The 17,281-nt window shown below is 64.2% G+C and carries 18 protein-coding genes; 3 read left to right on the top strand and 15 right to left on the bottom strand.

Translation table 11 applies throughout. The features are described from left to right. From KFF05_04220 to rfaD, 15 genes are all read right to left on the bottom strand, one after another. The gene (locus tag KFF05_04220) at positions 1–675 is read right to left on the bottom strand and encodes a dienelactone hydrolase family protein (GenBank protein ID UTW52585.1); all 675 of its coding nucleotides are present in this window, start codon (positions 673–675) and stop codon (positions 1–3) included. Between the two features lie 88 nt (positions 676–763). Beyond that, on the bottom strand, positions 764–2,089 hold the full coding sequence (locus tag KFF05_04215; protein ID UTW52584.1) for a serine protease: 1,326 nt from the start codon (positions 2,087–2,089) through the stop codon (positions 764–766). A 99-nt stretch (positions 2,090–2,188) separates the two neighbouring features. Beyond that, a complete protein-coding gene (ychF, locus tag KFF05_04210; GenBank protein UTW52583.1) occupies positions 2,189–3,289 on the bottom strand; it encodes a redox-regulated ATPase YchF in 1,101 nt (366 codons plus the stop codon). Position 3,290: 1 nt separating this feature from the next. After that, on the bottom strand, positions 3,291–3,920 hold the full coding sequence (gene pth, locus KFF05_04205; protein ID UTW52582.1) for an aminoacyl-tRNA hydrolase: 630 nt from the start codon (positions 3,918–3,920) through the stop codon (positions 3,291–3,293). A gap of 36 nt (positions 3,921–3,956) precedes the next feature. After that, complete coding sequence (locus KFF05_04200; GenBank protein ID UTW52581.1) at positions 3,957–4,616, bottom strand: 50S ribosomal protein L25/general stress protein Ctc; 660 nt, start codon at positions 4,614–4,616, stop codon at positions 3,957–3,959. A 156-nt stretch (positions 4,617–4,772) separates the two neighbouring features. After that, complete coding sequence (locus KFF05_04195; protein ID UTW52580.1) at positions 4,773–5,624, bottom strand: hypothetical protein; 852 nt, start codon at positions 5,622–5,624, stop codon at positions 4,773–4,775. Between the two features lie 74 nt (positions 5,625–5,698). Further along, positions 5,699–6,787, bottom strand: a complete 1,089-nt coding sequence (locus KFF05_04190) for a putative zinc-binding metallopeptidase (GenBank protein ID UTW52579.1) — start codon at positions 6,785–6,787, stop codon at positions 5,699–5,701. Positions 6,788–6,910: 123 nt separating this feature from the next. Beyond that, entirely contained in the window at positions 6,911–7,492 is a 582-nt protein-coding gene (locus KFF05_04185; protein ID UTW52578.1) for a manganese efflux pump, read from the bottom strand. A gap of 14 nt (positions 7,493–7,506) precedes the next feature. Beyond that, a complete protein-coding gene (locus KFF05_04180; GenBank protein ID UTW52577.1) occupies positions 7,507–8,271 on the bottom strand; it encodes an SDR family oxidoreductase in 765 nt (254 codons plus the stop codon). Between the two features lie 117 nt (positions 8,272–8,388). Further along, positions 8,389–9,321, bottom strand: a complete 933-nt coding sequence (locus KFF05_04175; GenBank protein ID UTW52576.1) for a ribose-phosphate pyrophosphokinase — start codon at positions 9,319–9,321, stop codon at positions 8,389–8,391. 170 nt (positions 9,322–9,491) lie between these two features. Beyond that, positions 9,492–11,177 carry a hypothetical protein gene (locus tag KFF05_04170; protein ID UTW52575.1) on the bottom strand — a complete coding sequence of 562 codons (1,686 nt, stop codon included), beginning with the start codon at positions 11,175–11,177 and terminating at the stop codon, positions 9,492–9,494. A 95-nt stretch (positions 11,178–11,272) separates the two neighbouring features. Then, positions 11,273–12,061: a peptidoglycan editing factor PgeF gene (gene pgeF, locus KFF05_04165; protein UTW52574.1), complete on the bottom strand. Its 789-nt coding sequence runs from the start codon at positions 12,059–12,061 to the stop codon at positions 11,273–11,275. Positions 12,062–12,116: 55 nt separating this feature from the next. After that, entirely contained in the window at positions 12,117–13,208 is a 1,092-nt protein-coding gene (locus KFF05_04160) for an SAM-dependent methyltransferase (GenBank protein UTW52573.1), read from the bottom strand. Continuing rightward, a complete protein-coding gene (locus KFF05_04155; GenBank protein UTW53574.1) occupies positions 13,205–14,065 on the bottom strand; it encodes a prolipoprotein diacylglyceryl transferase in 861 nt (286 codons plus the stop codon). The genes KFF05_04160 and KFF05_04155 overlap by 4 nt, the downstream gene beginning before the upstream one ends. Before the next feature lie 28 nt (positions 14,066–14,093). Then, a complete protein-coding gene (rfaD, locus tag KFF05_04150) occupies positions 14,094–15,080 on the bottom strand; it encodes an ADP-glyceromanno-heptose 6-epimerase (protein ID UTW52572.1) in 987 nt (328 codons plus the stop codon). 128 nt (positions 15,081–15,208) lie between these two features. Between rfaD and KFF05_04145 the strand changes: the two genes are divergently transcribed. The 3 genes from KFF05_04145 (at position 15,209) to KFF05_04135 (ending at position 17,218) form a co-directional block, all read left to right on the top strand. After that, positions 15,209–15,544, top strand: coding sequence for an accessory factor UbiK family protein (locus KFF05_04145; GenBank protein ID UTW52571.1), 336 nt, complete (start codon positions 15,209–15,211; stop codon positions 15,542–15,544). A 287-nt stretch (positions 15,545–15,831) separates the two neighbouring features. Next, positions 15,832–16,335: a YbjN domain-containing protein gene (locus KFF05_04140; GenBank protein ID UTW52570.1), complete on the top strand. Its 504-nt coding sequence runs from the start codon at positions 15,832–15,834 to the stop codon at positions 16,333–16,335. 31 nt (positions 16,336–16,366) lie between these two features. After that, entirely contained in the window at positions 16,367–17,218 is an 852-nt protein-coding gene (locus KFF05_04135) for a pyrroline-5-carboxylate reductase (GenBank protein ID UTW52569.1), read from the top strand. Positions 17,219–17,281 lie beyond the last annotated feature (63 nt).

Genomic DNA, 17,281 nt, shown 5'->3' with positions numbered 1-17,281 from the left:
CTACCCCGCCAGGTGTTCGTCGAACAGCCGGAAGGTACGGATGCTGGCGACCTGGGCGGCATGGGGATTGAACGAGCCCCGCATATCGCAATGGAAGCCGTGGTCGGCATCATAGAGATAGACCGGGCATTCGGGATGGGCCTTGGCGATCTGGTCGACGTCGGTCAGCGGAATACCCTGATCCAGCTTGCCGAAGTGCAGGATGGTCGGGCCGTTGGGCTGCTCGCCCACATAGGGCAGGATGCCGCCGCCGTAATAGGCGCTGGCGGCCTGGAAATCGAGCCGACAGGCCGCGGCCCAGGTGACGACGCCGCCCCAGCAATAGCCGGTGATGCCGACCTTGCCGGCCTCGGCCGCCACTTTCCGGGCGGCTTCCACGTCCAGCAGTACATTGTCGAAATTAGCGTTGCCGTTGTCCTTCATGACCCGGCCCTTTGCGATGTCGTCCGGCGTGTAGCCGACCTCGAAGCCTTTTTCGAAGCGATCATAAAGGGCGGGCGCGACGGCCAGATAGCCGACCTCGGCAAAGCGGTCGCACAGGTCGCGGATGTGCTCGTTGACGCCGAAAATTTCCATGATAACGACGATGCCGCCACGGGGCGTGCCTTCCGGATCGGCACGGTAGCCGTGCAATTGGAAGCCGTCGCCGGCGGTCAGCGTGATGTCTTGTCCCATGATGTTCCTCCCGGGGAATGGTCTGCAGGTTTGGCGGGTAACCTAGCGTAGGGAAATCCGGGGAGGAAGAGAGGATATCGTTCAGGGGTTAGGCGTTCGGCCGCGTCGGCACCTTGATCCGCAACTTTTCAAAAGCTTCGCGGACCGGAATAAAGAAATTATGCCCCGTGGGCAGCCCGTCACGGCCGCGAATGCGCGCCTGAACCGTAATGGCGATGACGTTTCCTTTACCGTCCATCATCGGGCCGCCCGAATTCCCCGGCTGGATGGTTACGTCGCTCTGGATGAAGCGCCCGTCCTCTTTCTGGCGATAGGCACTCAGGATGCCCTTGGTCAAGGTTCCCTCGAGGTTTTCGGAAAGGGGCGTCCCGTAAACCAGGACGTCCGTCCCGACAGGCGGCTCGACAAAACTGAGAGACAGGCTTCTGAACCCCTTTTCGCCAACCTTGAGCAGGGCGATGTCACGCCCCGCGTCGGTCCGCAAAACCTCCGCCGGGACATGGCGCCCACTGTGCAAGATCACACGAACAGTCTTCGCGCTGCCGACGACGTGTTGATTGGTTAGAAGATATCCATCAGAGCTGATGAAAAAGCCGCTGCCATGTCCGGTCGGCGTTCTGACCGTAACCACGCCGGGACGAATGTTGACAGCATCGAACGCCTTCTCTTCACCGATGCGTACCGCCTTGATATCCAATTCTGAAAACCGCGTTACGCCTTCCCGCTCCTTGTCGCCCCCCAATCCGGCGACCAATCCATGGAATTCCTTGTTGGCGAGCAGGTTTTGCAGGGCGGCGGCAAACGACTCCTCCAGAGAGACAGTCATCGCATCATCGATACTGTCTTCCTGGGCATGGGACCCCTCGGTCTCCGTCTTGAAGATAACCCGGCGCCCCAAGGTTTCATAAAGCTGCCATTCGACCTTCAGGTAGGAACTGGCCGTCCCTTTTTCATAATCGCCGAACCCAGCCAGCGGGAAGCAGGCATTGGCCTCAATCTCCGTGATCAAACCCGCAATGAAATACTCCGCCTGATCGAGTGACGGGTCCGCAAACAACGCATCCGGATCACCGACAACCTTATAGTTCGCCGCTTCTAATTCATCGCGGAAAACGTCCGTGAACATGTCTGAATCGACGCTATATCGACCCCGCCGCGCACGTACCTTCGCACTGGGAAGGCAGAACATGCCGACACCCACGCGACCAATTTCTTCATTTCTCGGAACCTTGAGGACCAATCTTGTGAACGCGACCGGCTTTGTCTGCACACCCTGCGGCACATCGATCGCGGACAGGACGGGAGCGACCTTCTTTTGGGCCGGCACACAAGCCGTCACGCTCAACCCCAATAGCATCGCCACCCATAACAGACTGCGACGTTTGGAAAACTTCGAGGGCGCTTCCGGAACCATGCCCTTTCCTCCTCCGGCATATCCTCAAGATATGACCAGAATGAAAGGGCGAGGCTAAATTTTCAACAATTTAATAGTGCAGCAACCCACCAACAACAATTACACGTTGAATCGGAACAACATGATATCGCCGTCCTTGACGACGTATTCACGGCCTTCCTGGCGCATCTTGCCGGCGTCTTTCGCCGCCTGTTCCCCACCCAGCGCGACAAAGTCGTCATAGGCGATGGTTTCGGCGGCGATGAAGCCGCGTTCGAAATCCTTGTGGATCACCGCCGCCGCCTGCGGTGCCTTGGTGCCCTTGTGGATGGTCCAGGCGCGGGCCTCTTTCGGGCCGACGGTGAAATAGGTGAGAAGACCCAAAAGCTCGTAACCGGCGCGGATCACGCGGGCCAAGCCCGTTTCCTCCAAACCCAGGCTTTCCAGGAATTCCTTCTTGTCCGCCGGATCATCGAGCATCGCGACCTCGGCCTCGATCGCGGCAGAGATCACCACACTGCCCGCCCCCTGGGCCGCCGCCATTTCGGCGACACGATCCGACAACGCATTGCCCGTAGCGGCCGAACCTTCGTCGACGTTGCACACGTAAAGCACGGGCTTGGCGGTCAACAGCTGCAGCATGCGGAAGGCCTTGCCCTCGCCGTCCTTCAACTGGACCTTGCGCGCCGGCTGACCGTCGCGCAGCAGGTCCAGGCAGCGGTTGACGATCTCAAGCTGCTTGGCCGCTTCCTTGTCCTGGCCGCGCGCCTTCTTGGTCAGGGGATCGACCCGCTTTTCCAGGCTTTCCAAATCGGCCAGCATCAGTTCCGTTTCCACGGTTTCGGCGTCGCGCACGGGATCGACGGTGGATTCCACATGCACCACGTTGCCGTCCTCGAAACAGCGCAGGACATGGCAGATGGCCTCGACCTCGCGGATGTTGGCGAGGAACTGGTTGCCCAGCCCCTCCCCCTTGGAGGCCCCCCGGACCAAGCCCGCAATGTCGACGAATTCAAGTTGCGTCGGCACGATCTGGGCCGACTTGCCGATGGCGGCGATCTTGTCCAGGCGCGGGTCGGGCACGGCGACACGGCCCGTATTGGGCTCGATGGTGCAGAACGGGAAATTGGCGGCCTCGGCCTTGGCCGTCGCCGTCAGGGCGTTGAAGAGGGTCGACTTGCCGACGTTGGGCAGGCCGACGATGCCGCAATTGAAGCCCATGTTAGTCCTTCTTTTCCTTGTCTTGGCCGACGCCGTCCTGTTGCCGGGGCGCCTTCGGGCGCGGCGGTTTGAGGGCCAGCGCCACCCGGTTCTGGAACCCGGCGTCGTCGCCGGAGAGCAGCAGGTCCGCATTGTCGGCGACGGCGTCCAACAGCGTGTCCCGCCAGGCCTGATCCTCTTTCGAGAAATCCTTCAGCACATGGCCGACGACCTTGTCCTTGTCGCCGGGATGGCCCACGCCGATGCGCACGCGGCGGAAATCGGGGCCGATATGGGCCTGAATATTGCGCAGGCCGTTGTGTCCGGCATGGCCGCCGCCGGTCTTGACCCTCAGCTTGCCCGCGGCCAGGTCGAGTTCGTCATGGAACACGACCAGGTCAGCGGGTTTCAGCTTGTAGAAGGTCATGACCGCCTGAACGGCGCGACCGGACTCGTTCATATAGGTCTGCGGCTTGAGGACGAGGACCTTGCCGTCGGCAATCGTGCCTTCGGCAAGGTCTCCGTGAAACTTGGACCGGTATGGGCCCAACCGCCAGCGGCCATGGATTGCATCCACGGCCATGAAACCGACGTTGTGCCGGTTGTCGCGGTAGGATGGACCCGGGTTGCCGAGCCCCACCAGAAGCAGCATGGAACGCCCTCCCCGGAACCGATCCGGACGAGAGGATTACTCCTCGCCGCCCTCCTCGTCTTCGCCTTCCTCGCCCTCTTCGGCTTCGGCTTCGGCCTCGGCCTGGGCTTCGGCGGCTTCATCCTTGACCACCGTCGGCGCGGCGATGGTGACCAGCACGAAGTCACGGTCGGTGATGGTCGGCTTGACGTCGGCGGGCAGGCCGGCATCCGAGATGCGCAGCGCATCGCCGATGTCCAGACCTTCCAGGGACAGGGTGATCATGTCCGGAATGTTTTCCGGATCGCAGCGCACTTCCACTTCGTGACGCACCTGGTTCAGCACGCCGCCGCGCTTGATGCCCTTGCACTTGTCCTCGTTTTCAACTTGGACCGGGATCATGACGGTAATGCGGGTACCCTTGCCGATGCGCATGAAGTCGACATGCAGCGGCGCGTCGGTCACGGGGTGGAACTGCACGTCACGCGGCAGCACGCGATGGTGATCGCCCGCGACGTTGAGGTCCATAAGCATGGAAAAGAAGCCGGGCTTATGCAGATGACGCATAAGTTCGACGGGTTCGACGGAAACCAGGATCGGATCCTTGTGATCCCCGTAGATCACGGCCGGAACGCGGCCGGACCGGCGGGTTGCGCGGGCTGCCCCCTTGCCTGCCCGATCGCGGGGTTCCGCCGTCATGGTGGTGTTACCAGACATGGCATAACTCCGTATCAGTTTGAAAAGCCCCGGCCTCCAGGGGTGCCGGCGGCGAATATCCCTCTCGCGAGGGCGCGCATACATAGCCCCACGGGTCTCGTGGGTCAATACCGGCGGTAAACAGGCGGAAGCAGGCCGTTCCCGGCCCGCCGGCCACTAGTAGGCGCCGCCCAGGACGAACCGCACGATCCCGGCGGCAACCTCGGCCTCCTGATCGAGAAAGCCATGGGGCGAGCGGCCCTTGCAGGCCGCGAGGCTATCGCCCCCATCTGATCCAGGCCCGCCGGTCACCCTCACCACCTGTTCGCGGCTGCCGTTGGTCTTGTCCGTGATGTCGGACGCCAAACCCGGCGGCGTGCGGACGCATTGGTCATCGGCATGAACCACCACCAGGACCGGCACGCGGATATTCTCCAGCGGCACGGAAAACACCGTGTCCGCAACCCAGGGCTTGGCCGCCCCGATCTTGCCCGAGGTCAGGGGCGAGGTCATGACCACGCCGTCGGGGGCTTCCGGGCCCGAAAGCCGCGACGCCGCATTGGCCGCCGAAATGCCGCCCCGGCTGGTGCCGACGATCCACACGGGCAGGCCTGTCCTTGTGCGTAGGTCGGTGATCACGCGGCCGATGTCCCCCGCATGGGCAGGATCGATGCGGAAACCGCCCAATTCCTCATTTCCCTGATGGTCGTCCGGGGCATCGACCAGAGCCGTCACCATCCCGCCGTCGTGAAACAGCGGCCGGGAACGGATCAGGGAATTGCCCTTCAGCTTCCGCGGGCAGCCGTCGTCATCAAGGTTGAGAAACCCGCCGCCGCCGGCCAGCAGCACCAGCGCCGCCCGCGCACCCGAAGACGGTCCTGCCAGGCTGTAACGGGTTTGCGTCCCGTCGTGGGCGGCAACCGCGACAACCGTGCCGCAGGTCTCCGCCCGCGCCGATGTCGCGGCGACCATGGGAACAATTGAAACGAAACACAGAAAACCGAAACCGATACGCCCTATGCGCCGCATGGCCGCAGGCCCTCCGATGAACCGGCCGAAATCATAACAGAACGCCTGACCGTGGCATGGGAGAGTTCCCTCTCTCAAGCACCTGATGCAGACGCACAGGAAGGCGCGCCCCCAGACCGTGCCGCCACGACGACATCGTGCACGAACTGCAACTTTTCGACGACGGCGGGCACCACCAGTTCCGGCAGGAAATCGATCAGGCCGAGAGCGCGGTTCAATTCGTTCATCAACAGCCCCAGACGCACATAGGTTTCAACCAGGGCCTTGAGATCGTCACGGGCCGGCGCCGCGATCAGGTTCGACGCCGCCGCCGTTTCCATGACGTCGACAATATCCAGGTAGAAGGCGAAGGTTTCCGCCCAGTCCTCCCAGGGATGCATGGTCGCATAGGCGCTGACGAAGGCCGACTGCCAGTCGGGCCGGGGGCCGTCGCTGTAGTGCCGATCGAGGGCGTCCTGATAGGTCGGGTTTTCATGGTCGCCGAACAGCGCCTTGAACGCGGCCAGCCGCCCGCCATCCGGCTGCACCAGCTTGTCCCAATAGTAATGGCCGATTTCATGGCGGAAATGGCCGATCAGGGTCCGGTGCCCCTCGCCCAGATCGACCCGAAGCTTCTCCCGCTCGACGGTGTCGGCCTCGCGGATGTTGATCGTGATCTTGCCGTCCGCATGGCCCGTATAGACCATTTCCTGTTTGCCGACCTTGCGCCAGAAATTCCCGGACGCAACGCTGTCTCCCTTGAAATCAAAGGACAGTCCCGCTTCGGGGTCGCCCAGGCCGGGACCGTGCAGCAGGCCCAGGCTGTCCAGCCCGTGGATCAGGCGGCGTTTGGCCTGTTCCAGAGCACGCCAGCGTTCCAGGTTTCCCTCGACCGCCAGGTCCGGAATGGTGTCATTGTAACGGCAGCAATCACACAACAACGCGCCGGCGCTGCCGGGATCGGCGGGTGCCAGAATGCTGCGGTTGCAGACGTCATGTTCGACCCGGTTGGCGCATTTCCACACGTCCGTGTGGCAACGTCCACAGTGCAGGCCCGGTTCGGCGAACACCAAGGTGGTCATCGTTGCACAACTGGGGCACCAACCGACCTCGCAGCCGCAGGCCAGACAATGCGTATTCTCAAAGAACAGCCGATTGCCGCAATCACATTGGAACTTTTGCATGCCCAGCCCTCCGGCAACCGAAGCCCTGGCGCAAGAAATAAGCGACCGCGCCACCATATCGCCGACACCAAGCGTAGCAGCGTTCACGTCTGCCCGCCATGGGGAACAAGGACCTGTGGAGGCCTAACCCGTCATATGAGTGTAGAAAATATAGCCCCCGATAGCGATCAGGATCACGCCCCCCGCGATTTCCGCGCGACGGCCCAGCATACGCCCGACACGAGGGCCGATCAGCAGACCCAGGGTGCTCATGGCGAAGGACACGACACCGATCACCGCGACCGTCCGCCAGATGTCGACGGCGATGACCGACAACGCGACCCCGACAGCGGCGGCGTCGATGCTGGTGCCGATCACGGTGGCGATGTTGCCCAGGATACTGCGCTTGCCACGCGGGGACGATGCCTCGCCCCCGTCGTCGCTCTCACCATCCCCGAACAGGCCCTCGTAGAGCATATGCCCGCCGACCCCGCCCAACAGGATCAGGGCGATCCAATGATCGGCCTCGGTCACGTAGTCGGCGAAGCGGGCCGCCAGCAGGAAGCCCAGCAGGGTCATCGCCGCCTCACTGGCGCCGAACATCAAGCCCATGCGCGCGGCCGGTATGAAGGTGCGGAAGCGCCCGGACGCCCCCCGGCCCAGGGACCCGGCAACGGCGTCGGCCGACAGCCCGAAGGCGATGGTCATGACGGCAAGAAAAGACATAATCTTATCCGGGCTTACTGCGCCGTCCAGCCGCCGTCGACGACCAGGGACGCCCCGGTCATCAGACTGGATGCGTCGGAAGCCAGGAACACCACGGCGCCCATCAGATCTTCGACCTGCCCCAGACGGCCCAGGGCGATCTTGGATTTCACGAAGGTGACGAAGTCGGCATCGGCCAGAAAGCCTTCCGTCATCGGCGTTTCGATGAAGGTCGGGCAGATCGTGTTGACGCGAATACCCTGGCCGCCCAGTTCCCAGGCCATGGCCTTGGTCGCCCCTTCGATGGCATGCTTGGTCGCGCAATAGACCGTGCGCTTGGGCCCGCCGACCAGCCCCATCTGCGACGACACGTTGATAACGGAGCCGGGCAGGCCGGCATCAACCAATCCCTTCACCACCGCCTGAGCGACGAAGATGGCCGCCCGCACGTTCAGGTTCGTGACCGCGTCATAATCTTCTTCCGTGATCTCCAACAACTCCTGCGGGCGGTTGCCGCCAGCGTTGTTGAACAAAACCTGGAACGGCCCCCCCGCCGCGATTTCGGCCTGCATGCGCCCTGTGTCGGTGACGTCCAAGGTCAGGGCCTCAGCCTGTTGGCCGCGGGCACGGATGGCTTCGGCGACGGCCTCGACCTCACCGCCGGAGCGCGCGCAAAGGGTCACGTGGGCCCCTGCCTCGGCCAGGGCCGCGGCGGCGGCCAGGCCGATGCCCCGGCCAGCCCCGGTCACCAGGGCCGTACGGCCATCAAGACGAAACGAGGGGGTGTTCGGCAGGTCCATGATCGGTCGTCCTTAACGTAATGCGTCTCATAGGCAATGGCGACGACCCCGGTCAGAGGCGCCGCCACGATTAGGTCAGAGATTGGAAGGCGAGAAAAGACCCGTCGGGGCCTTAACTCAATTAAACAGGGATGAAACCGAGCTTTCCTCGGAAATGCGGCGCATGGCCTCGGCGATCAGCGGAGCCACCGTCAACTGCTCGATGTTGTGGGCGACGCGCACAGCCTCGGTCGCCATGATGCTGTCGGTGACGCACAAGCGGTCCATGGGCGAGGACGACACGCGTGCCACGGCACCGCCGGACAGAACCCCGTGGGTGACATAGGCGGAAACGGCCTCGGCCCCCTCTTCCATCAGCGCCACGGCGGCGTTGCAGAGCGTACCCGCACTGTCGACGATGTCGTCGACCAGGATGCAGCGGCGGCCCTTGACGTCGCCGATGATGTTCATGACTTCGCTGACACCGGCCCGTTCGCGGCGCTTGTCGATGATCGCAAGGTCGCCGTCCAGGCGTTTGGCGAGGGCGCGGGCGCGCACCACGCCGCCCACGTCCGGCGACACGATGACCAGGTCGGCACCGTCCTCGCGATCCTGGATGTCCTTGGCCAGCACCGGTTCGGCGTAAAGGTTATCCGTCGGGATGTCGAAAAAGCCCTGAATCTGCCCGGCGTGCAGGTCCATGGTCAGGACCCGGTCGGCACCGGCTTCGGTAATCAGGTTGGCGACCAGCTTGGCCGAGATCGGCGTGCGCGGGCCGGATTTGCGATCCTGACGGGCGTAGCCGAAGTAGGGAATGACGGCGGTGACCCGGCGGGCGGAACCGCGGCGGAGCGCGTCCAGCGTGACCAGCAGCTCCATCAGGTTATCGTTGGCCGGGAACGAGGTCGACTGGATGACGAAGACATCCTCGCCACGTACGTTTTCCTGGATCTCGACGAACACCTCCATGTCGGAGAATCGTCGGATCGAAGCTTTGGTCAGCGGCAGATTGAGATAGGCGGAAATCGCCTCTGCAAGCGGCCGATTGGAATTGCAGGCAATGATTTTCATGGCTGCGCACTTTCGTTTTGCGTCCGAAGGCGGAGCAAAACCACCCCTGGAGATGCCCGGTGCCGAGCGCCGATAGGGCCTATTCCCCTGTTCGGCGCGCGGACTCTAACAACGCCGGCCCTGCCTGTAAACGATCTTTCATAACCCTTTTATTTCAGCAGCTTATCGCATTATCGACGGGGTGGCGGGATGGCTTCGCCGGGGTCCCATGGAAGAGTCTCTCCGCTTGGCGCTGGCGGCGGCACTGCATCGGCGGATAATCGCCGGGCGAACGGGCGGGCCTTATCCCCAAGAACCCGCTGAATGCCCACGACCGCCCCCATGGCGACGTTAAGCGCCGTTTCTCCCCAGTTCTCGTCGAGCAGGCCCGCCGAAACCGTGTTGTTCTGCTCTGCACTTCCCAGCGCCTTGCCCTCCGTGGTCTCGACCGACCACACGATGCGGGCGTCCTGCTTACCGTCCTTGGGCTCGGACATGACAACCAGGCCCCGCACCAGGAACCGCGCCTGGCGCGGGTCGTCGGTGACGTTCTGGTCACGCGCGCGCAATACGCGCTTCAGCGCCTCGCTCAGCAGGCGGTTGCCGTTGCCGGGGGCTCCCGTGACCTCGGCGATCAGGAAGGAATTGGCCGCTCCCTGGTCATGGGCCCGCAGGGTCGGCGGTGTGAACGTATCCTCGACGACCTGTTCGCCGGCCGCATCCTCGGGGCCGAGGACGCTTTTTTCCTCGGGGGCCGGCGGGGTGTCTTCGGCCGCCACCCTGGCGCGGGAGGCCTCCAACTCTTCCTGGGCGGTCAGCTCGGGGGGCACGCCCTGGGTGATGGGGGCGTCGGGCGGCACCAGATGGTCCTGCAACTTGGCGATCACCCGTCTGGGACCGCCGGGGGTGGGCAGGTCGGGGTTGTCGAGATTGTCCGGCACGCCCAGGCCGCGCCCCTCGGCCAAGGTGCGTTCGCGCTCTTCCCAGCCGCCGATGACCTCGTGAATACCGTCGACGGCGGCGGCGGCGATCAGCCGCGCGGTCGGCATCCATTGCTCATCGAAGGTGCCCGACGGCACGGTGTTGTCCTGTTCCGCCTTACCGACCTCCTTGCCGTCGGGACGGGACAGCCGCCAAGTGATGCGCACCCCCTGACGGCCCTGGACCGAGGGGGAGACCTCCATCAATCCAGTCAGCACGTATTTCGCCTGCTCACGGTAGCGGGTCAGGCGTGTACCCCGTGCCTTCAGGGCTTCGGCAATGGCACGGGTCAGGGAAAAATCGCCGTCACCGGGGGCTCCTTCGACCGGCATCACGAAAATGCCCTTGTCCGGGGCCGGTTCCGGCTGCGCCGGGGCGATCCCGGCCAGGATGGCGGCGACCCGATGGGCAACGTCCTCTGCGACACGGATGATGACCTCGGGCGTGCCGAATTCCCATTCCCCGCTTGTCGCGTCGACGGGCTGTTCCAGATCGGCCAGCAGCAGGCCGTCCTTGTTGGACAACTGCCAATGGATGGTGACGTAGGGAATGGCGTTGGGGTTTTTGTCGTGATGGGCGCGACCGTGAAGAATGTATTCCGAGGCATCAAAAGGGGCGACCCCGGCAGGCAGGCCGTAGGGTTCGAAGGAATCGACCGTGGTCCGCGCCAATATCTTGGACATGATCGGCGCCGTGCCCTCGATCGGATTGACCTGAATGCCATTGGTGAAGGTGCCGTGCACGATGGCGGTACCGACACTGTCCACCTCGCCCGGGGCGAAGGCGCGTGGCACGGGCGCGCAGGCGGCCACGGTCAGCGCCACCGCTGCAAGAACCCAGATTGCGAATTGGACCGTTGCCCGCAAGGCCGTCCGTCCTTCGGCTTCACGCGCCATCAGGCGATGGCGCCCCTAAACAATAACGCAGGTGACGAGAATCACCGCGAGCGCCGCCAAGGTCAAGACCGCCAGATAAGGCATGGTCCCGGCCCTCAGCCCGTGGCCAGCGCGACCACGGCGAGTTCGCGCCCGTAGTCGGCCTCGCCCTGGTGAGTGGCGCGGCGGTAGCTGAAGAACCGGTCGGCATCGACATAAGTGTCGAGACCCACGTCATGGGTACTGGCCAGACCCAGGGCGGCCAGCCGGTCCATGATGAAACCCGCCAGATCGAACTGGTAATGGCCGGGCCGGTCGCCGCCGGCGAAATACCGGTCGTGGTCGGCGTGATGAGCGGCGAAAGCATCCTTCATGTCCTGGCCGACCTCGTAGGATTCCTGACGGATGCAGGGACCGAGGGCAGCATGGATGCCGGCCCGCTGCGCGCCCTCTGCCTCCATCCGCGCGACCGTGTTTTCCAGCACCCCGGACATTGCCCCGCGCCAGCCCGCATGGGCGGCGGCAACCACGCCCGATGCACCATCGGCGAACAGCACGGGCGCGCAATCGGCGGTCAGGATGCCCAGCGCCAAGCCCTTGCGACGGCTGATCAAGGCATCAGCCTTTTCCATGGCGGCGCGGTCACGGGGGGCATCGGCGGTCCATACATCGGGCGAATGCACCTGATGGACCAGGGCCAGATCATCCGCCCCCAGCCCCATCGCCGCCATCACCCGGCGTTTGTTTTCCTGGACGTGGTCCGGGGTGTCCTTCGACCCCTGGCCGCAATTCAGCCCGGCGTAAATGCCGCTCGAGACCCCGCCCCGGCGGGTGAAGAAGCCATGCGCGACCCCGGCCTGTTCGGCCAGGTTGGGCGCGCGGACGATGTCGAGGGAATCGGTCATGGGGACTTTTACCTTGTTCGCACGGGCCAGTTCAAATCACGGATTCCCACCCTGCCTATTCAAATCCGGGCGGCGCCGGCAAGCCCGGGTGCTGCACGGCCAGGACCCGGAACAGGCGGCCCATTTGGTCGGCACCGGTCAGGCGGGTGAAGGCTGCGTCGATCGCCGCCTTCTGGCGGGCGTCGGCTTGGGCGGTCAATGCCTCTGCCCGCGCACCGATGCCGAGGGCAATGAGGAAATCCCCCTGCCCGACGGGGCCGAAGGTCACGGAGCCTGCCTGAATGCAGGTCTGGGCAAGCTGCTGAAAATCAACGTGGGCGGTCAGGTCCGCCTTGCCCGGATCAATCAATACATCCGCGTATTGATGATCCTTCACCGCCTGAAGGGTGTCGCCGGGGGCACTGCGGTCATGGCCGTAATCGACGATCAGCGCCGCCCCGCCCTGGGCCGCCAGCCGCGCCGCCAGTGTATGCGCCTTGCGCAAACCGACGGGGCAGATTTCGATCAGGCTGCCCTCGGGCGCTTGGTTGAGGGGCGGCGGGATCAACGGGCTTGTCGCCTGGGCACCCGACAGGACGAAGGCAAGGGCCGCCGCGTCCGCATCCCAGGTAACCAGACGTTCGCGCCACCCGTCGGGCCCGCGCAGGAACTGGCGGATCGGCAAGGCGTCGAAAAATTCGTTGGCGATGATCAGGGCGGGGCCCGCTGGCACCTGGGAAAGGTCGTTCCACCATTGCGGCGTCACGCCGGGATGGACCGCGGCCAGGGTTTCCCGCTGCCGCTCACGCAACACCGGGCTGGTTTCGACCAAATGCACCTGCACGGCTGCCTGAAAAGGTGCGACGGTCGCCACCGCACGCAGCGCGTCCGCCATCAAGGTGCCGCGCCCGGGGCCGAGTTCCACCAGATGCACGGAATCGGGTGTCCCCATGGCCTGCCATTGCACGGCGGCCCACAGGCCGATCAGTTCGCCGAACATCTGGGAGATTTCAGGCGCCGTGGTGAAATCGCCGGCCACGCCTAAGGGGTCGCGGGTCATGTAATATCCATGGGCCGGGTTGCCCAGGCATTCCTCCATATAACGGGCGACGGTCAGCGGCCCTTCCAGGGCGATTCGGCGGCGGAGATGCGCCAGCAGGGCCGTCATGCGTCCGCTTTGCCGGCCCGGTTGGCACGCCAGATCAGCCACAGGCCGAAGGCGATCATGGGCAGGGACAAAAGCTGGCCCATGGTCGCCCCCTGGAACAGGAAACCAAGGTAGGCATCCGGTTCGCGGAAGAATTCGGCGGTGATCCGCGCTGCACCGTAGCCGATGAAGAACACGCCGGCGAGAAAACCGGGTTTGGCACGCAGGCCCGGTCGCCGCCACAGGACCGCCATCACGACGAACAACACAAGGCCTTCAAGCAGGGCTTCGTAGATCTGGCTGGGATGGCGGGCCAGGGGGCCACCGTGGGGGAATACCATGGCCCAGGGCACGTCGGCCGCGCGGCCGAACAGCTCCCCATTGATGAAATTGGCGATCCGCCCGAAGAACAAGCCGATGGGCGCCGTACAGCCCAGCATGTCGGCGAAGGTGAACAGCGGAATGTCCCGCTTGCGGCAGAACAGAAGGGTCGCGACACAGACCCCCAGTAGCCCGCCGTGGAACGACATGCCGCCTTGCCATACGGTCAGGATGTTCAGGGGGTTATCGAAATAGAACCCGGGCTTGTAGAACAGCACGTAGCCGAGCCGCCCGCCCAGGACCACGCCGATGGTTGCCCAGACCAGAAAGTCATCGACGGCGAGACGGCTGACGACAGGCTCCTGGGCGGTCGTGGTCTTGCCGCGTTCATCCGTGATCTGAACGGTCCGCGTCGGCAGGTCCCCGGTCATGCGCAGCATGTAGCGCCACCCCAGGATCAGCCCGCAGATATAGGCCAGAGCGTACCAGCGGATGGCGAAGGGGCCGATCTCGACGATGATCGGATCGATGGCGGGAAAGGCCAGGACGGGGAGAATAAGCGCAAAGGTCATTTCAGGCCGCCCGTCACAGATAAGGGTCGCCGGCGGCGAGGAAGTCCTGCACGTAGCGGCGCACCCCTTCCTCCAGCGGCGTTTGCGGATGGGCGTAGCCGGCGGCGCGGATGCGGTCCATGCGGGCTTCCGTGAAATATTGATACTTGTCGCGGATGTCCTCGGGCGTCGGCACGAAATTGATCATCGGCTCTTTGCCCAGCGCCCGATATACGGCCGCCGCCAAGTCGGCGAAGCTGCGCGCCTTGCCCGCCCCGCAGTTGAACAGACCCGATGCCTCGGGATGGTCAAGCAGCCACAGCACCATGTCGACGCAATCGCCGACCCAGACGAAATCACGCAACTGGCCGCCGTCGGGGTAATCCGGGTTATGGGATTTGAACAGGGTGCAGGCCTCGTCCCGGGCCGCCTTCTCGTAAACCTGACGGGCGACGGACTGCATGCGGCCCTTGTGGTATTCGTTGGGCCCGAACACGTTGAAGAACTTAAGCCCGGCCCAGCCCGGCGGCCTGGGCGCGCCGGCCGCGATCTGTTCGGCGACCCAGATGTCGAACTGGTTCTTGGACCAGCCATACATGTTGAGCGGCTTAAGCGCCTTGAGCGCCTCAACCGCGCCATCGTCGTCGAACCCTTGGTTGCCGTCGCCGTAGGTCGCCGCCGAGGACGCATAGATGTAGGGAACACCTTGTGCCGTGCACCAATCCCACAGGCGGCGGGACAGGATAATGTTGTTCTTGATGATGCGGACCAGCCGCGTTTCCGTGGTCGCCGAGATGGCGCCCATATGGATGATGCCGCGAATCCGGCCCGCGTTGGCATCGAGGAATCGGGACAGATCTTCAGGCGTGACTGTCTCAACATCCCGGCGCTTGGCGATGTTACGGGCTTTTTCATTCGAATCGATGTGGTCGACGACTGCCACCGGGCCCAGGCCCCTGGCCTCCAGCCCGTGAACGATATTCGATCCGATGAACCCGGCGCCGCCGGTGACCACATACATGGGCTGCTTATAGGCCGGGCCGGGCCGGGGAGCAACCGGGCGCGCGGCCGGGCCCACGCTTGCGAAAGCCCCCCAACAGGGCCATATATCACCTATAGATTACGCGCCATAAGCCAAGGAGTTCCGCCATGCAGACGTCCAACCGAATCCTCGACGACCTGGCCAAGGTGGCCAACGGCGCCGTGGCGACGCTCGCCGGCGTGAAGGACGAAATGGAAGCCATGATCCGCCAGCAGGTCGAACGATTCCTGGTCGACGGCAATCTGGTTCCCCGCGACGAGTTCGACGCCATGGCCGAAGTCGCCAAGAACGCCCGCGCGGCGCAGGAAAAATTGGAAGCCCGAGTCGCTAAACTGGAGGCCCAGATGGCCGGCAAGGGGGCCGCCAAACCGCGGACGGCCGCGAAAAAAACGGCGGCCAAGCCCGCCCCACGCAAGGCCCCGGCCGGCAAACCCAAGGCCTGACGCACCGTCCATATATGGAGTCGTTTCAGGGTCTTGCGGCCAGCCGCTTTTTCGCCCATTTGCGTCTAAGCCGTTCTGATTCCCGATTCTTCCACAAATATTCACAGAACCGTCCCAATCCGCCCTTGCACGGCTTTCGCCCATAAGGCAGGCTACCTCTTGTATCCAAGGGGGCCACAGATACCATATTTCGGTAACCTCCGAGATGTTGTGGGCGATCCCTTTGGCGACATGCCTGGAGGCGCCCGCCCGGGCGCCGCCGGTCCAGCCACGAAGGAGCAGCGGCCATGCCTGCACTCGAATTCGCCGTAGACACCCATAAACACAATCCTTTGGACCTGATCGAACAGATCGTGGAAGGAAACGACTGGACCTTCGACCGCCGAAGCGACCAGGAACTGGCCGTTCAAGTGCCGGGAACCTGGTGCGATTACAGCCTCTATTTCGCCTGGAACGACGAGATCGAGGCCATGCACTTCACCTGTGCCTTCGACATGCGCGTGCCCCAGGAGCGGCGCACGCCGGTCTACGAGCTTCTGGCCCGGGTCAACGAGAAGCTCTGGCTCGGCCATTTCGGCATGTGGGATGACGAAGGCCTGCCCATGTTCCGCCATGTCTTGCCCATGCGCGCGGCCAACGGCCCGACCATGAGCCAGATGGAAGACATCGTCGAAACGGCGCTGTACGAATGCGAACGCTTTTACCCCGCCTTCCAATACGTGATCTGGGGTGGGCGGACCGCCGACGACGCCGTGGCCGCCGCCATGGTGGACACGGTCGGCGAAGCCTGATCCCGCCCTACAGGATCGAAGGAACCCTGCCATGACGGCCGCCCGTCCCTTGTTGGTTGTCGGCGGCGGCAAGATGGGCGGTGCCTTGATGGCCGGCTGGATCAGCCGGGGCATTCCGGCGGCGGACATCTTCGTCGTCGAACCCAATCCCGACAACGCCTCGGCCCTGGCCCGCGATCTCGGAGTCACCGTCGCCGCCGCGGCGGACGACCTGCCCCCGGATTTGCTTCCCGAACTGGTGATGTTCGCCGTCAAGCCGCAGGTCATGGCCGACGTCGTCCCGGCCTACCTTCCGTTCGCCGGGCCATCGACCGTGTTCCTATCCATCGCCGCCGGCACGCCGATCGCCTTGTTCGAGGATTGCCTGGGCGAGGTCGCGGCGATCGTCCGCGTCATGCCCAATACTCCGGCCGCTGTGGGCCGGGGCGCCAGCGTCGCCTGCGCCAATGCCCGCGTCACCGACGCCCAGCAGAAATTGTGCCATGATCTTCTGACCGCCGTCGGCCAAGTTCATTGGGTCGAGGACGAAGACCTGCTGCATGCCGTCACCGGCCTGTCCGGCAGCGGCCCGGCCTATGTCTTCCACTTGGTCGAATGCCTGGCCCGGGCGGGCCGTGAGGCCGGCCTGCCGGAAGACCTTGCGAATTCCCTGGCTCGGGCAACGGTCGAGGGGGCGGGCGAACTGCTGCACCGATCAGCCACGGACACGCCCGATACCCTGCGCCGCAACGTGACCAGCCCCGGCGGCACCACCGCGGCCGGATTGACGGTCCTGATGGGCGGCGATCCCAACAAGGACGACCCGGCCCATGGTCCCCTGGGTGATCTGGTGACCGGCTGCGTCGCCGCCGCCGCCAGGCGGTCCCGCGAACTGGCGGAGTAATCCCGGCGATCCGACTGGCATTTCCGCCGATCCTTCCTACATAATAAAAAGCGCAGGTAAGGA

Source organism: bacterium SCSIO 12827, assembly GCA_024397995.1.
Taxonomy (GTDB): Bacteria; Pseudomonadota; Alphaproteobacteria; order Rhodospirillales; family Casp-alpha2; genus UBA1479.
The sequence above is the reverse complement of the archived record's forward strand: the minus strand, read 5'-3'. Positions and strand labels throughout refer to the sequence as shown.

Excerpts from the sequence above, each read along its gene's own strand:
- KFF05_04220 (UTW52585.1), bottom strand. The coding sequence starts at position 675 with ATGGGACAAGACATCACGCTGACCGCCGGCGACGGCTTCCAATTGCAC.
- KFF05_04215 (UTW52584.1), bottom strand. The coding sequence starts at position 2,089 with ATGGTTCCGGAAGCGCCCTCGAAGTTTTCCAAACGTCGCAGTCTGTTA.
- ychF (UTW52583.1), bottom strand. The coding sequence starts at position 3,289 with ATGGGCTTCAATTGCGGCATCGTCGGCCTGCCCAACGTCGGCAAGTCG.
- pth (UTW52582.1), bottom strand. The coding sequence starts at position 3,920 with ATGCTGCTTCTGGTGGGGCTCGGCAACCCGGGTCCATCCTACCGCGAC.
- KFF05_04200 (UTW52581.1), bottom strand. The coding sequence starts at position 4,616 with ATGTCTGGTAACACCACCATGACGGCGGAACCCCGCGATCGGGCAGGC.
- KFF05_04195 (UTW52580.1), bottom strand. The coding sequence starts at position 5,624 with ATGCGGCGCATAGGGCGTATCGGTTTCGGTTTTCTGTGTTTCGTTTCA.
- KFF05_04190 (UTW52579.1), bottom strand. The coding sequence starts at position 6,787 with ATGCAAAAGTTCCAATGTGATTGCGGCAATCGGCTGTTCTTTGAGAAT.
- KFF05_04185 (UTW52578.1), bottom strand. The coding sequence starts at position 7,492 with ATGTCTTTTCTTGCCGTCATGACCATCGCCTTCGGGCTGTCGGCCGAC.
- KFF05_04180 (UTW52577.1), bottom strand. The coding sequence starts at position 8,271 with ATGGACCTGCCGAACACCCCCTCGTTTCGTCTTGATGGCCGTACGGCC.
- KFF05_04175 (UTW52576.1), bottom strand. The coding sequence starts at position 9,321 with ATGAAAATCATTGCCTGCAATTCCAATCGGCCGCTTGCAGAGGCGATT.
- KFF05_04170 (UTW52575.1), bottom strand. The coding sequence starts at position 11,177 with ATGGCGCGTGAAGCCGAAGGACGGACGGCCTTGCGGGCAACGGTCCAA.
- pgeF (UTW52574.1), bottom strand. The coding sequence starts at position 12,061 with ATGACCGATTCCCTCGACATCGTCCGCGCGCCCAACCTGGCCGAACAG.
- KFF05_04160 (UTW52573.1), bottom strand. The coding sequence starts at position 13,208 with ATGACGGCCCTGCTGGCGCATCTCCGCCGCCGAATCGCCCTGGAAGGG.
- rfaD (UTW52572.1), bottom strand. The coding sequence starts at position 15,080 with ATGTATGTGGTCACCGGCGGCGCCGGGTTCATCGGATCGAATATCGTT.
- KFF05_04145 (UTW52571.1), top strand. The coding sequence starts at position 15,209 with ATGCAGACGTCCAACCGAATCCTCGACGACCTGGCCAAGGTGGCCAAC.
- KFF05_04140 (UTW52570.1), top strand. The coding sequence starts at position 15,832 with ATGCCTGCACTCGAATTCGCCGTAGACACCCATAAACACAATCCTTTG.
- KFF05_04135 (UTW52569.1), top strand. The coding sequence starts at position 16,367 with ATGACGGCCGCCCGTCCCTTGTTGGTTGTCGGCGGCGGCAAGATGGGC.